We start from the raw sequence: 14,764 nt of genomic DNA on the forward strand, positions 1-14,764 counted from the left end.
ATACGCAATCGCGCCGCTCCCCTCTCAAGGCCCGCCAAGTCGGGCCGTAGCCCCCTACCGCGCGAGCGGTTTCGTTCTTCGACCCCAAGCCGACGCTCGGATTGCTGCGACTATAACGACCGCTTCCAAGGAACACCCGCCCTGGCGCAATCGGCTGATAAGTAGTCGGCTGGAACCATCGACTAGCGCGGGTACTAGCCCTGACACGACTGCGCGGCGCCGACGAAAACTGCCTTTTACCCTCGTGCTAGGAGGCTGTCGGAGTTTGCTCTTGTCGAGGTTTCCTCCTATGTTTTAAGCACATTTCGCGTGCTACAAGGCGATCGATCTCGTCCTCACGAGAGGCAGAAGTGTCTGATGCCTCCGTAGCGCGCCTCAATGATCAAACTCCGACAGACTCCTAGAATCGGTCGCACCGTCGCTCGATGCTGTCTGTCCAGCAAGCAGCACGTCACCAACCGGATGGATCGCAGCGGTCCGACCGATAGCGGCAAAGCAATCTGGGACCTAAAACTACTCCGTTGGAAAGCTGAAGCCGAGCGTAGACACCGCTTTGCTCGGAAGCGGTACGGGTTGCGGCTAGCACCCTCGCTGCATGTATCCCTACCGAAGGCCGCAATTCGTCGATGGCAACCACCGGAACATTCTCGTAAAGATCGTCGGCGTTCGATCCCAGGGCGAATGAATGGATGGCATATTCGATGTCCATTCCTCCGAAGATCGGATAGCTGCAAGCCCATCCCGCTTTCTGAAGGAGACATCGAATTGACCAGTGATTGAAGTTGTCCTCAAGCTGCTTTTCAAGTACAACGACATTCTGGTTTCTCATCTGAGACTGAGCCTCCCTCATCTGCTGCTGTGCATCGCGCCTGTAGACAGATACCCGCGATGCTTCCTTCTGCACAAAATCAGCCGCCTTGCGCGCCGCATTTATCGAATATTCGGCCGCCTTGCCGCCGTTTTGCGCCGCATGTAGCGGCCCGGCCTGGAAGTCAAGCAGGATCGGCACAGGACCGAGCTTTCTACCATCCGGAAGCGAAACCCACATTTCGCCGGTCAGCTTAACGAGATACTCGACTCGGACCTCCTTGTAGTCGGGCGGCCGAAGAGTGAAAGAGGCTTCGTGCGCATTCGGCATCGTGTAGTGGATTTCGATCGTCGGCCGCAACGCGGCCAGTCCGGGACTCAAGTCGGCGAAGATGGTCTGCTGGAATGTCGCACTTCCTCCCGGCGTATTTTCTTCTCCCCACAATCGCCCCGGAGCAGGCGGCGGCGGATTTGGAAAGTCCATGCGCAACTTAATGTTCTTGCGAACATCCGTAAGCAGTTCTGCGGATGAACTTCCTGCGCGCGCATACGAAATTCGCGGCTGTATGCCCCATTGGTCGAGCCGATTAAGTATGACGTGGGCAGGAATCGCCACCAGGAGACCGGTCGAGGAATCGACGTCGTCGCACATGCCAAGAATTCGTCCGAAGGTGTCGAAAACAGCGCCTCCTGATGCACCCGCGCGCCCCTCGGCTGTTCGTATATGAAGCGTCATCAAATCGCTCTCAACGATTTGATCCGAGGCAACACCCGCGACCCAGCGATCGCGGCCCATCGCTCCCACCACTTGCACTTTAGCGCCAGCCAAAGTGCTGCCGTTGCTGGGACTCACAATCTGGAAATCGTAAAGCACCCTCGGGATGGTCGAAGTCGGCGATTTGTCGACGAACAAGACCGCTAAATCCAGTTGAGGATCGATATAGGACCGGTCTATCGTCGCGGGGAATTTTTTTGCTCGCAACGGCCGAAACTCGACGTGGATGCTCGGGGCGATTTCAGTGTTCAGCTTTACCACATGGAGCGCCGTCACAATTACCGTGCGCTGCTCCGTTTGCGAGACAACGATGCCTGCACCAAACGACGATGCACCATTGGAAAAGCTTGCGTCCACCATTGCAACCGCGTCCTGATACGAGCCTTGGGCGATCGCACTGGAGCAGCCAACCAACGTGAGCAGAAACATCAAAGCATGTCTCATTGCGACTTCTCCAGTAATCGTAGTATTCGTCGTTTCAACGGATCGCCTAATCCGGTGAGGGAGAGCACGAAACTGACAAGGCCTGCGAGACCCGCACCGACCGAGATGAGTGTCGACGCGAGTGGATCGCCCTTCAGTCGGTCGAAGAGATTGGGCATGATTGCGCGACTGCTGTTCTCGTGAGACGGGGAGGACACGTTCAGGGTGGCTCCGCTCACCGAGCCGGACGCGAATAGTTCGATGCCTTCGTTCGAAAAGATGATCGCGGTGATATCCGCGTCGACAGATCGAAACCTGAGGTCGCTCGCCCTGAAAAGATCGAGCGGCTCATTCGGACGATCGAGGAACTGGATGCCGCCGGATATGAGACCGGGCTCGACAGTGCGGCCACTGGTTTCACCGAATCCTAATAAAGTGACCGCAAAAGAATTGCTGACCAATTGCTCCTTCTTCCCCAGCGAAACACGGATACCAGAATTGGCGGCGTCTCTGAGGGTCCCGCTAAGCACGCGATTCGTGGTGGAGAATGAACGTCGGGTTCCTCGTTCGTCGATGGTCGAGAGTGGCGCATTACTTCCGAGTTGGACGGTGAGCGCCGGCCGTCCTTTTGGGACGGAAATCGCAAACTGCGCCGGGTCTCCGGGAAAGTACTTGATTAAGAGGAGATCGCCTTTGTCCAGCCAGATGTCGATCATGTCGAGATCCTTTGCGTGCGGCGCTGAAGACATGGAACGCATTAGAATTGATTGCTCATTCAAGGCTTTTTCCGACCTCGAAAAGTCGACGCCGGCATCCCATGCTGCAGCCGCAATCGAAAGATGAGCTTCCGAATTGATCTCGAGTCCGACGTATGCCGACGACGCATGCATGCGGAATGGCGCGTGCCCGACAGGCATAACTAGCCCAATGATGACCGCAATTGCGAGGAGAACAAGGCCTAGTAGAGCGAGGAACTTTTTCGACTTCTTGAGCAACACTTCAACAGTGGATAGTGTTTGATCTGCGTTGCTTTGTAGAGGCTGTTGAGAGTAGCGCTCACCACGACGGTCGTCCGCGGACATGTTCTCGTGCCCGCGCTCCAGAGAGTTCGTCTCCTTTTCACCGGCGGTCACGGCCGCTCGCTTGGAATCACGATGTTTGCAACGAACGCTTTGAGTTGCTCCTGCATAGCGATGTCGGTTGCAGTGACCACAACTTGATAGCGGCCCGCGGTCAGCCTCCGAGGTAGCGTAACGAACGTAACGCCGTCGGGGACAAGCACGACGTCCGGGTACGTCGCGTCGACCGTCTCGAGCGCTGATGTCTGAAAGCGTATCGATACCTGGTCTGCTCTCACACCGGCTCGCAAGGCAAGCATCAGGCCACCGTCGGATCGGGTGCCTTTAAATAGAACCGGCCAGTAAATGGTGTTGGGGCTTCCCGAACAGTTGTTGGAGCAAGCCAGAATGGCGAGCTTGGACAAGTCCAGCGCTGGTTGTGCCGCGGACGCCTCCGACAGTTGTGCCAACACATCCGATTGCCACGCGACCTCTTGGCCCAACTTCGTGTTCGCGCGGTCCATCTGATAGCGGAGATGTGACGTTACGCTCTGCGCGCGAAGAAAGACGGGGCCGTCCGTGCTCTTGCCAAGGGTGACGAGCGTGATAGGCACGCCAGGCATGAGATGAGCAGGCATACTGCCAATCTGGTAGCCAACTAGTTCTATGTTGGAATAGCTCGCGACGAATTGCTTCAGCATTCCTTCGCATCGGGACTGCCGCAACTTGTATCCGAGCTCGCCCGAGGCGCCGGAACTCTGCTCGGCCAGACATGGCGGAGACTGAGAAAAAGCGCTCGCCATCGACATGATAGAAGCCGCCATGAGGCTATGGGAGATCGCGAATCGAAGGAGCGGTCGTATCATTCGAGCCTCGAGAAGCGGTGTACTTCTACGGAATGTCAGCCCCATCGTTTGGTCGTCGTGTCTGACGAGATCCGAAGTATACGAACGTTCGAAAGGGTCGAGCAGTTGCATGCAAGGTCTTGCTCGTCGTGCGCTCGAAGGTTGCGTCTGTTCGCGTGAGGTATTTATAGTTGTCGTATGGAAACAGATCAAACAATATCGGTTAAGGGTCGCGGGCCCCTCTCGACAGAGGCCTCGCAGGTTGAAGATAAAGAAACCTAGGACGGCTCAGCAACAGAGAGGTAGATCGACGCTTACGAAAGCAGCTTTGAAGTCACCGCATATATCTCTCCAGGGACGTAGTTTCGTCAGCGGTGATTTATCAGACCAATTGACGATACACTGCTAGTTACTTCATTGCTACTCGGCTTGCCGGGGGTGCGGTTTACAAAGACTTGTGTTAATGCAGGTTTGCGGAGATGTCCCATACGTGGCGTGTAGCCGACCTCTGAGCGTCCCGGGGGAAGCACCAAGGAACGTCCGGGACTGGCCGATCCCGGAAGTTCGTGGTCGGCCAGCAAAAGTCGAGACTCGACCGAAACCGAACTTCCGGTGTCGACCCATTCCCGCCGGTCGCTAGCCAATCAAGTTAGGTCGGAATCCGTCGGCGTGCAACAGATTCTGACCCGCCTCGTCCTTCGGCTAGAAAGCCTTCGGAATTCGATTCATGCATACTTTCATTTCCTAAACATTTAGGAATGTCGGAGTTAACTTTTTTCGGCCTGCCTTAGGTCGCTCCTAAGGTGCAACAGTCATTCATACTCCTGGGTCGGTCGGCAGGTTGTCCAGTCTTTTAGGTTGGATCTGTGTCCGGAGATTCAGGGAGCGGCTCCAGGGCCGATTTGATAGTGCGCCGGTTCTGGAGCAGTATTCTTTTTTGCATCTGTGGCGACAATTTCGATATTTAAAGCGGTGACTGGATTGAATGAAGCCGGTAAATGCAAGTCTTCTTTCAGAGGTCCGTTCGTGGCTCCTGCAATTGGCGGAATGACTTCCGGCGAAAGTTTGACGGTGTATAGATAGGGTTCCTCTCCGCCTGAAATGCTGGCGGTAAGTGTAACCGTGCCACCCCCTTTAGGGTGGGGAGGTTTAACCGCCACGTCACTGATTACGACTGAATTTGATACTGGATTCACGGTTTCAGAATTCGATTGGCCCGAAGTTTGGCCGAAGTAAAAGCCAACAATTGTACCTAGAATACCGATTAGTGAGGTCAGAACTTCCTTGCCCAAGGCGAAATGGTCTTTGACTAATGCATCGTAGGTCGACACCACATAAATGACAAGGATGAGTGCTATTCCGACTGTGGAAATCGCAATCAGAAACGTAATTAATCCTCTGGCCACACTGGGATTTGACAGTTCATGCAACAGAGTTTTGGTGGTGGCTACGTTCGGAGACAGATAAACCCAGAAAATTGATCCAATAATGACGCAAAAGACGGCTGCGACTAGCACCAGTCCGACAATCGGCAAACTGCTGAACAGCGCTTGTATAACGGGCCCCCGTTTTCCGTCCGGCGGCGGTGATGCTCCACCCGGCGGCGGCGGTGATGCTCCGCCCGGCGTTGGTGGTGATGCTCCACCCGGCGGCGCTAGTGATGCTCCACCCGGCGGCGGCGGTGATGCTCCACCCGACGGCGGTAGTGATGCTCCACCCGGCGGCGGCGGTGATGCTCCACCCGACGGCGGTAGTGACGCTCCGCCCTGCGGCGGCGGTGATGCTCCACCCGGCGGCGGCGGTGATGCTCGACCCGACGGCGGCGGTGATGCTCCGCCCGGCGGCGGCGGTGGTGCTTCGCCGGATGCCTCCGGCGTTGAGCCTCCGGAAGGGTTTATTGGCAAGGACTCTGAGTCTGAAGGCATTTTTCCTCCGACAACGGGCAACTGCGACAGCATGTCTTTCCACCATTGACAGATCTGTCCAGGCCTTCACCTAAAACTCCCCTATGCGAACCGCAGGCTGGGGAGTGTGAAGCGAGCCGTTCGTAGGTCTAGGTCATGTCGGTCTTCGAAAAGATTGGCGACGATTTGCGGTTTGCAGTGGGCTCGATGCTCTTTCGACGAGTGCGTTCGCCAATAGCAGCGGGCCGCCCGTCAGCTAAAGGAAATAAATCCGACGGACACCGGGTTTGTCTCCATGCTTGCGATTGTGCTGCTTGGCGCCATAGCGCTGATCTACATAGTGCGATCACCTAGTAATCGCCGGTCATTCGACCAATCGATTCGGGCTTGATCGAATTCAGAGCCTAACCACCACCAGTGCTACCAGGCTCTTCGCTATCAGACTCAACCCCACTGGGCTCGCCGTCGTGGTCAAGGTCCATGCCGCTTGGGTCCATTACTCCGGGCTCAGTCTCGCTAGAATCGGTGCCACCGGGCTCGGTTGTAGCGGGATCGGGCCCGGTCGTGGTGGGATCGGCGATCTCTTCAGGCGTTGCGTCCGACGGCACGTCGTCCTCTCGTCGATAACTGTCCAACACTTCCTCTAAAGTGTAGTTAGACCCAATTTCACTGGAGGGGCCGTTATCAATTCGCTCACCCGTCGAGGAGTCGGTTGTGTAGACGTAGTAGTTTCCGCTATCGTCAACTTCTACGACGGTTGTGGTTCCGTCTGCATGTTGGAGTTCGTACGATCCGGTCATGGTGATCTCCGTTGGGCCAAGTCAGGTCAGTCCGCCAAGCCAACCGTCGGAATTCCAGCGAGACGATCGTTTAGATAATTGAAAATCTAGGTCGGATAATGCGAAGGGTCCATGACAAAAGATAGCATTGGGCCGCCGTTTCACTGTGCGTTCGTTTCGTTACCCATACTCCGCGCTCGTCGCAACGTGGGCGGGCAAAAGCATCGTGGTGAGCGCGCGGCATCGCGGCATCGAGTTTGGTCGTGAAGTAGAAGTAAACACAGATTGCGGACACTCTATTATCAGCCTCACACACGCTTTGGATCCGTGGCCGCCGTCCACCGTGGCTCAACCCGAACGTCCGGTTTCCGATGTGCCTTCAGCCGCTCGAATGTCTTGAACAGCGCGAGGAGAACGGCGGGAAGTGGCCGGGTCCCGCCCGCCGTCGAACGCTGGCTCCTGGCCGCAGCCGTCCCTTCGGCGAATGGGCCAAACCGACCCTGAGCGGCCTCACGCGCCAGTGCAAGGACGTCGGCCGCTTCCAAGTACATCGGTCATTCAACGCCGCCCGGTAGCGGGCAGACGTAACCCCCTGCCGAAGGATGCGGCGTTCTGCGAGAACTGCGGCACGCCGGTCCGCCGCGCGGACCAAGTGCCAGAGGCATACGTCGACGGACTTCGCGCATGTGCGGGGCACCGAACTGTCGGTACGCCGCAGACATCCAACAAACGGATCTCCTTCGATTCGACGAATATCATACCTCCGCCGGGCGTTATTCGACTGTTCATCCTTCAAGGTTCTGCGGCCTCGCCGATATGCTAAGCTGTAACGTAGTGCGCCGCACAAACGTAGCGCGCGATCGATTGCTTTTCTCTATGTATGTATAAAGAGGAGAAGCGACCATGAAAATCCTATGGGTCGATGACCACGAAATTCTTTGCGTTGCTCTTTCCGAATATGTCCAAACGCACGCGTCGGAGCTGAGCGCCCCCCCAATCGACATCACGCCCGTATTTACGCTTGCCAGCGCGCTTGAAGAAGTAAACAAGACACCTCCCCCGGACCTGGTATTCCTCGATCTTAATCTGGATGGTGAGAACCGTGGCGCCGCGACACTTGAACGTTTCCAGGCCGGAAATCCATCCAATGTTCCCGTGGTCGTCTGCACGGGACTGGCTCCTGGAAACGATCATGAAGTTGAAATTTTGCGCCTGTGCATGCGTGACTACGCCGCTCGAGGAATCCTTTTGAAAGGAGGCGCGCACAAAAAAATGTTCATCGGACTGAGCAGGATTTTAGGAGGCGAACTCTGGATTCCGGAGGAAGTCTTGCTGCGCTTTGCCTGCTCGACACAAGCGCCCTCAGCTAGCCGGAATCAACATCATCTTGGACTTTCTCCACGAGAGTGGGACCTGGCGCGTTGCATTGCACGGGGCCTCTCAGGGAAACAAATCGCAAGAGAGCTTAACGTTTCCGAGGGACATGTGAGACAGGTTTCTTGTGTTATTTACGACAAACTTCAAGTCAGAAACCGCGTTGAAGCTGCACTTAGAGTCAATGCCGAGCTGACCCTTGGTAGGGGGGCAACAGATAAGGGACCGTCGTGAAGATCTCTGCTACACCGCTCTTTATGTTCCGCTGCCATCACTTTCACTCGCCTTCGGTCAATGTTTTTGGCCGATGTTTTGCAAGTATGGTCAATAAGGTTCGTTCCGAAACCGGTTTCGACAAAAGCTTCATGCCACTGACGGCTACTTTTTTGAGCACGGCCGACGACGTGTCTCCCGACCATAGGACCGCGGGGATCGAAGGGTCGGTAGCGGCGCGGACCGCCGCGATCGCAGCAACACCGTCCTCGTTTTCCAGCCGGTAGTCAGAGAGGATGAAGTGCGGACCACTTGCCAAGGCCTCAATGCGCAACTGCTCGATGACGTCGTGTGATGATTCCCCCGCCACGACGTAGCATCCGTGCTCGATCAGGCGCATCGATATTTCGATTCTCAGGTCGCTATTGTCCTCGATGATCGCCACGACCATATTGGTCAGGTCCGGGGCGCTGTTTTCGACCGTTTGAACCTCGAGCAACTCCGGCGGTATGAGTCCCATGAAGGGGACCGTAACCGAGAAACGCGATCCCCGCCCTGGGGTCGAGTCCATGTCCAGCTTGTGGCCGAGAAGGTTCGCGAGACCCTGGACAATGGACAGACCCAGTCCGAAGCCTTTTTCACGATTCCTCTCGGGGTTGGCGACCTGTACGTAGCTTTTGAAGATGTCCTTCTGTCTGCCTTCGGCGATACCGATGCCGTTGTCCCAGACGCTTATCGTTATGCGGTCGCCACGCCTCTGGCAACTCACCAGAACATGTCCCTTCTTTCCTCCCTGTTCGGAAGGCGTGTAACGGACCGCATTGATCACCATATTCCGGACGATCCTGTCCAACGCATGTCGATCCGTACGGACCAGATAGGGCCGGCTGTAGAGCCTAAACTTCAGTCCCTTCGCCCCGGCCAGCGGCTGCATATCCGCAACGATGCCGTGTAAAAGGGAGGGCAGCGCCACCTCCTGAATTTCAACATTCCAGGTGCCGGACTCGAGGCGGCAGATATCCAGTGCGCCGTTAATCATATCTTCCATCGCATCGACTTGCCTTTGCGCAAGCGAGACGTCTTCGACCAGATTGGTCGATTTAATGCTCCGCTCAATGTAATTTAACTTCAGGCCGAGCGTTGTGAGCGGTTGACGCAAGTCATGGCTTATTGCAGCGATAAGCAGGTTCTTCTCTGCTTTTGCAGCTTCCGCCCGCTCTCGCGCCTCCGCGAGAATAATCTCTTTAACAAATGCGCGTTTCTGGATGTAAAAAATAAACCACGCGAGGAAGCAATAGCCAATGAGTTGAGCCGTATAAAAACCCAGCATTGCCGGCCGGTAAATGAATAGAGGTGGTCCCAGACTAAATCCGAACGGGATAGCGCCGAGTACGAATGAACCTAAATTCGCACGAAGACTGGGTGCGAGCAGCAGCAAGGTAAATGTATGGCTGATGAGCGTGTACTCAAGGAAGCCAGAACTGGCCAATTTGACGTAGGGAGCATGGCCCGAGAAATCGGGTGGGGTTAGCCCAAAGCTACCCGCCGCCCACCAGAACGATGTCAGTGTGACCAATGCAGCCCATGCCCAGTGCAATCGCTCGACCGCATTGACGCCGGCACGCTTCGGGAGCGCCGTGGTCTTTTTCAGCAAGTATGCTGCCATGGGAGTGGCCACCCCCCACAGTCCCAGGACCCAGGCGACACGGAACCAAAGATAACTATCCGACGTTTTGATCCACGATCCATATATGCATAACAGCGAGGCTCCGACCGACACTAGCATGATCCAACATACCGCTCGACGGGACAGCGATTTCAATAACTCGCGTTGGACAAAGAGATCCTGCTCGGCACTGAGTGCTGCAACCGGTCCCAGAAAAAGATTCACAAACTCAGCGAATCTGCGGCGCCCGATTGTGTGAGCCGTTTCACCCGCGCACAGTGATGTTCTGGCCCCGCGCTTTTCGCCCGCGTCAGAATCACGTCGTGTTTGAATACTGGACGCCATGGCAGGCCTCCGGGAATCAGGCGCAACTACACTTGCGATCGCTTTCGTCCGCCTTCGGCGATGTTTTTGGCTTGTGTTTTGCAAGTAAGGCCAATAAGGTCGGTTCCGAATCCAGTCTCGACAAAATACCCACACCACTGGCGGCTACTTTTCTGAGCACGGCCGTCGACGTGTCTCCCGACCATAGGACCGCGGGGATCGAAGGGTCGGTAGCGGCGCGGACCGCCGCGATCGCAGCAACACCGTCCTCGTTTTCCAGCCGGTAGTCAGAGAGGATGAAGTGCGGACCACTTGCCAAGGCCTCAATGCGCAACTGCTCGATGACGTCGTGTGATGATTCCCCCGCCACGACGTAGCATCCGTGCTCGATCAGGCGCATCGATATTTCGATTCTCAGGTCGCTATTGTCCTCGATGATCGCCACGACCATATTGGTCAGGTCCGGGGCGCTGTTTTCGACCGTTTGAACCTCGAGCAACTCCGGCGGTATGAGTCCCATGAAGGGGACCGTAACCGAGAAACGCGATCCCCGCCCTGGGGTCGAGTCCATGTCCAGCTTGTGGCCGAGAAGGTTCGCGAGACCCTGGACAATGGACAGACCCAGTCCGAAGCCTTTTTCACGATTCCTCTCGGGGTTGGCGACCTGTACGTAGCTTTTGAAGATGTCCTTCTGTCTGCCTTCGGCGATACCGATGCCGTTGTCCCAGACGCTTATCGTTATGCGGTCGCCACGCCTCTGGCAACTCACCAGAACATGTCCCTTCTTTCCTCCCTGTTCGGAAGGCGTGTAACGGACCGCATTGATCACCATATTCCGGACGATCCTGTCCAACGCATGTCGATCCGTACGGACCAGATAGGGCCGGCTGTAGAGCCTAAACTTCAGTCCCTTCGCCCCGGCCAGCGGCTGCATATCCGCAACGATGCCGTGTAAAAGGGAGGGCAGCGCCACCTCCTGAATTTCAACATTCCAGGTGCCGGACTCGAGGCGGCAGATATCCAGTGCGCCGTTAATCATATCTTCCATCGCATCGACTTGCCTTTGCGCAAGCGAGACGTCTTCGACCAGATTGGTCGATTTAATGCTCCGCTCGATGTAATCTAACTTCAGGCCGAGCATTGTGAGCGGTTGGCGCAAGTCATGGCTTATTGCAGCGATAAATTGGTTCTTCTCCGCCGTTGCCGCTACGGCCTGCGATCGCGCCTCCTCGAGAATGACCTCTCTTATACATGCGCGTTGCTGATCGTTGCAAATGAACCATGCGATGACGCAATAACCAATGAGTTGAGCAGAATACCAGTCAAACATTCCCGGCCGATTAATAAATAGCAGTGGCGCTATGTTAAATCCGAATGGGATAGTGCCGATCACGAGTGAACCTAAAGCCGCACGAAAACTGGGTGCGAGCAGCAGCAAAGTAAATGCTTGGCCGATCATCGTCAGCTCTAAAAAGCCATATCGGGCGAATCTAAAGAAATAACCATGGAGGACCACGAAGTTGGGCGGGATTAGCTCAAAGCTAGCCGCCGCCCACCAGAACGATGTCAGCATGACCAATGCCGCCCATGCCCAGTGCATCTGCTCGACCACGCTGACGCCGGCGTGTTTCGGGAGCGCCGTGGTCCTTTTTAGCAAGTATGCCGCCATCGGCGCGGCCATCCCCCACAGTCCCAGGATCCAGACAACACGGAACCAAGGATAATTATCCGACGTTTTGATCCACGATCCAAATACGAACCAGAACGGGCTTCCGACCAACAGTAGCGCGATCCAATATACCGATCGGCGAGACAGCAATTGCAATAACTCGCGTTTGACGAGGACATTCTGCTCAGTACTGACTGCTGCAACCGGTCCCACCAAAAGATTCATAAATTCAGGAAATCTGCGGCGCCCGATTGTGTGAGCCGATTCACCCGCGCACAGTGATGTTCCAGCCCCAGGCTTTTCGCCCGCGTCAGAATCACGTGTTTTTTGAGTACGGGACGCCATGACAGGCCTCCAGAAATCAGGGGCAGCTATACCCCCATTGTGCTATCGGTGCGCCCGCAAGTCGATGGACAAGTGTTCTGTTTTTTTACCGAACAAAAGTTCGTGATCCACGCAGGTGGTCCATACCTGAAATTTGTGCCCGCTGTGCCGAGCACTGCGTCGAAGACCGCCAAAGCTGCCGAACGAGGGTAAGTATGAGGCTGATCTCGCGCGCTGCGCAGTACCAGTCGCTCGAAGTTATCCTGATCAAGCACGGTTGGCCAATTGCGATATTGGGTGCTCCGTGTGTGCCGCGTCGAACTGCATCCATAACCCGGCGCGCGCCCTACTCTTGAAAAGTCACTCTAACGAATAATCGTAAAGCGACACCGAACATTTATTCGCCCGAAAGGAACATTTAATGCCGAACATAAAATTATCGACGTAACTACAACTGACACGGTTACACGGCGTAATAATGCAACATAATTCTACACAAGGAAGGCGTCAATCACCGCACAAATGGCTCACGTTCTCCTCTTGTCGAATGCCTAATTACGAGTACGGCTCTATAACAGGCCGATGCGGAACACGCAGTGCGTACATGCGCGACGTTTTCAACCTCACGTTCAGGGAGATTGACATGATCCGCAGTACAACCCCGAGTTAAGCGAGCTGAGTCGCGGACGACTTCGCACCCCATTTCAACCAGAACTTCCAGTTTGTCTGCATAACTGGCCGCAATATCCCATTAGGTATCCTGATTGGTATAGGTAATCGTAAATCAAGGAGCTCCGTTATGAAAACCCTTTCATGCCTTATCCTCGCCAGCTGTGCGTTCGCCAGTCCAGTCGTCAGCTTCGCTCAGAGCACCGCCCCCGTCGCCCGTGCGCAGGTGCGTGCGGAACTGATCCGAATCGAGCAGGCCGGCTATCGCGTGGGCGACGGCGACCAGACGAAGTATCCCGAGCAAATTCAGGCTGCTGAAGCGAAGATCGCTGCACAGGACAGCCAGCAGGCGGGTAACAGTGAGGTTGGCGGCACGACGACCAACGGCACCTCAGCTTCCGGCAGTGTCCAGCATGTGTCGGAGCCCTCGCCATCGTCGTGCGTCGGCCCCGCAAGTTACTGCAACGTTTTCTTCGGTAATTGACCGCCGATGGGTCGCCCGACACCGCCCCGACGATCCGGGTAACGTGCCTGAATCGTCTAGGGGCGTGCTCACCGGGCGGCTTCCGAATTCTTCGGACCCTCCGCAACGAATAGCACGAATAGCCAGTGACATGATGAACCCGCGCCCGATAAGCATTGCCCGCCACATGGTGTTGACCTCGTTGACACTTTACGTCGCCGACGTATTGCTGCGCACGAACAACAGCGTTGCAGACGCGATGATGCTGATTCTCGGGACGTCGGCCACACATCTCCTTCGCCGCTTAATCCATCCGAGCATCAAGCCGCTTTCGATGTGCTTTCGCGAGTTATCGTCGCGTGAATTGACGCGCGATCTAGATAGACGTCACCCCGGGTCCGCGCGCCTTTTCCTCATCAAGCGACGACTGCGAGGGATTACTGCAGTTCTTTTTTGTTCATTCAGTTGAGTCGGGACCCCATCTAGCTTGGCAATCGGTCTGTGCGTCGTGATACTAAGCGCGTAATTCGGTGACAAGGATACAACCATGAAGATCAAGTATTTAAGCATTTTGTCGGCGACAGCCGTTGCACTTCTCTCGCTCAGCGGTGCAGCGCAGGCCGGCGACCACGATGGCCACGGCGGCCTTTGCTCGAACGCAACGCTAAGGGGACCGTATAGTTTTATCGGTCACGGAGTGATACTTGGATTGAAAACTGCCGATGGTGTGTTGCATCTGTACGACGCCCCATCGATCCTCGATGACGTCGCCCTGGTGACGTTTGACGGCACGGGCGGATTCCACCGCACCGACTTCGGCATGATCGGCGGGTTGCCTAAAGGGGGGAAGACGACATTCAATTCTGCCCAGCACGGCCTCTACACGGTGAACTCCGATTGCACCGGCACCATGCAAATCTTTTATGACGTCGGAGGAGCCGTGCCAGCTGGCGTCGAAACTGATCTGAACATCGTCGTCGCAGAAGACGGAACGCTCATCGAATCCGTTGTCTACAGGGCGGTCACCGTGGCAGGCACTGCCAAGGACAACACAACGTGTCCAAAGAATTGCGAACAAGGTGTGCAAGAGTTTTTTGAGGGGAAAAAGGTCGCGGTCTATGGCTCCCACGAGTCGAACCGCTGATGGGTTCACGCTCGCTAAGGTTTGCAGGCTCTAGATCCTGCAATTCTCGCGCCTCCAGCCTGATGATTAGATCGCGATAGGTGGGCGCCGGCGCCCGTGATGGTGGACACCGACGCCATCAACATGATCGTGGTGGCCCGGGAGGCGAGTGTCGATCGATATGATCGCGAGCGTAAGTCGCTTGTTTGGGTTGGAGCGGACGCTCGAACGTCCACATGAGAGCCGGCGCGAACGTCCGTAGCTGGCCGTCGAACGAAACCGCTCGCGCGGTAGGGGGCTACGGCCCGACTTGGCGGGCCTTGAGAGGGGAGCGGCGCGATTGCGTAT

At 56.0% G+C, this 14,764-nt stretch carries 11 protein-coding genes; 4 read left to right on the forward strand and 7 right to left on the reverse strand.

Annotated features, from left to right (window positions below; genetic code table 11):
* Window positions 1-451 precede the first annotated feature (451 nt).
* From AWB81_RS35345 to AWB81_RS45145, 4 genes are all read right to left on the reverse strand, one after another.
* Complete coding sequence (locus tag AWB81_RS35345; protein ID WP_062642318.1) at window positions 452-2,026, reverse strand: S1 family peptidase; 1,575 nt, start codon at window positions 2,024-2,026, stop codon at window positions 452-454.
* Window positions 2,023-3,138: a hypothetical protein gene (locus AWB81_RS35350; protein ID WP_062642319.1), complete on the reverse strand. Its 1,116-nt coding sequence runs from the start codon at window positions 3,136-3,138 to the stop codon at window positions 2,023-2,025. Before AWB81_RS35350 ends, AWB81_RS35345 begins: the two co-directional genes overlap by 4 nt.
* A complete protein-coding gene (locus AWB81_RS35355; RefSeq protein WP_144444265.1) occupies window positions 3,135-3,764 on the reverse strand; it encodes a hypothetical protein in 630 nt (209 codons plus the stop codon). The genes AWB81_RS35350 and AWB81_RS35355 overlap by 4 nt, the downstream gene beginning before the upstream one ends.
* Before the next feature lie 1,022 nt (window positions 3,765-4,786).
* The gene (locus AWB81_RS45145; protein WP_144444266.1) at window positions 4,787-5,425 is read right to left on the reverse strand and encodes a hypothetical protein; all 639 of its coding nucleotides are present in this window, start codon (window positions 5,423-5,425) and stop codon (window positions 4,787-4,789) included.
* Window positions 5,426-5,496: 71 nt separating this feature from the next.
* Between AWB81_RS45145 and AWB81_RS35360 the strand changes: the two genes are divergently transcribed.
* Entirely contained in the window at window positions 5,497-5,907 is a 411-nt protein-coding gene (locus AWB81_RS35360) for a hypothetical protein (RefSeq protein WP_062642322.1), read from the forward strand.
* Between the two features lie 309 nt (window positions 5,908-6,216).
* Here the strand turns inward: AWB81_RS35360 and AWB81_RS35365 are convergent, their stop codons facing one another.
* Entirely contained in the window at window positions 6,217-6,612 is a 396-nt protein-coding gene (locus tag AWB81_RS35365; RefSeq protein ID WP_062642324.1) for a hypothetical protein, read from the reverse strand.
* A gap of 882 nt (window positions 6,613-7,494) precedes the next feature.
* Between AWB81_RS35365 and AWB81_RS35375 the strand changes: the two genes are divergently transcribed.
* On the forward strand, window positions 7,495-8,199 hold the full coding sequence (locus AWB81_RS35375; protein WP_087135409.1) for a LuxR C-terminal-related transcriptional regulator: 705 nt from the start codon (window positions 7,495-7,497) through the stop codon (window positions 8,197-8,199).
* A gap of 43 nt (window positions 8,200-8,242) precedes the next feature.
* On the opposite strand, the gene AWB81_RS35380 is transcribed toward AWB81_RS35375, so the two are convergent.
* Both AWB81_RS35380 and AWB81_RS35385 read right to left on the reverse strand, forming a co-directional pair.
* Window positions 8,243-10,189: an ATP-binding response regulator gene (locus AWB81_RS35380; RefSeq protein ID WP_087135410.1), complete on the reverse strand. Its 1,947-nt coding sequence runs from the start codon at window positions 10,187-10,189 to the stop codon at window positions 8,243-8,245.
* A 16-nt stretch (window positions 10,190-10,205) separates the two neighbouring features.
* Complete coding sequence (locus AWB81_RS35385; RefSeq protein WP_087135411.1) at window positions 10,206-12,182, reverse strand: ATP-binding response regulator; 1,977 nt, start codon at window positions 12,180-12,182, stop codon at window positions 10,206-10,208.
* A 778-nt stretch (window positions 12,183-12,960) separates the two neighbouring features.
* Here AWB81_RS35385 and AWB81_RS35390 point away from each other — a divergent pair.
* Both AWB81_RS35390 and AWB81_RS35400 read left to right on the forward strand, forming a co-directional pair.
* A complete protein-coding gene (locus AWB81_RS35390) occupies window positions 12,961-13,314 on the forward strand; it encodes a DUF4148 domain-containing protein (protein ID WP_062642337.1) in 354 nt (117 codons plus the stop codon).
* Window positions 13,315-13,840: 526 nt separating this feature from the next.
* On the forward strand, window positions 13,841-14,437 hold the full coding sequence (locus AWB81_RS35400) for a hypothetical protein (protein ID WP_062642340.1): 597 nt from the start codon (window positions 13,841-13,843) through the stop codon (window positions 14,435-14,437).
* Window positions 14,438-14,764: the final 327 nt, after the last annotated feature.

The sequence above is a fragment of the Caballeronia arationis genome (assembly GCF_001544975.2).
GTDB classification, from domain to species: domain Bacteria; phylum Pseudomonadota; class Gammaproteobacteria; order Burkholderiales; family Burkholderiaceae; genus Caballeronia; species Caballeronia arationis.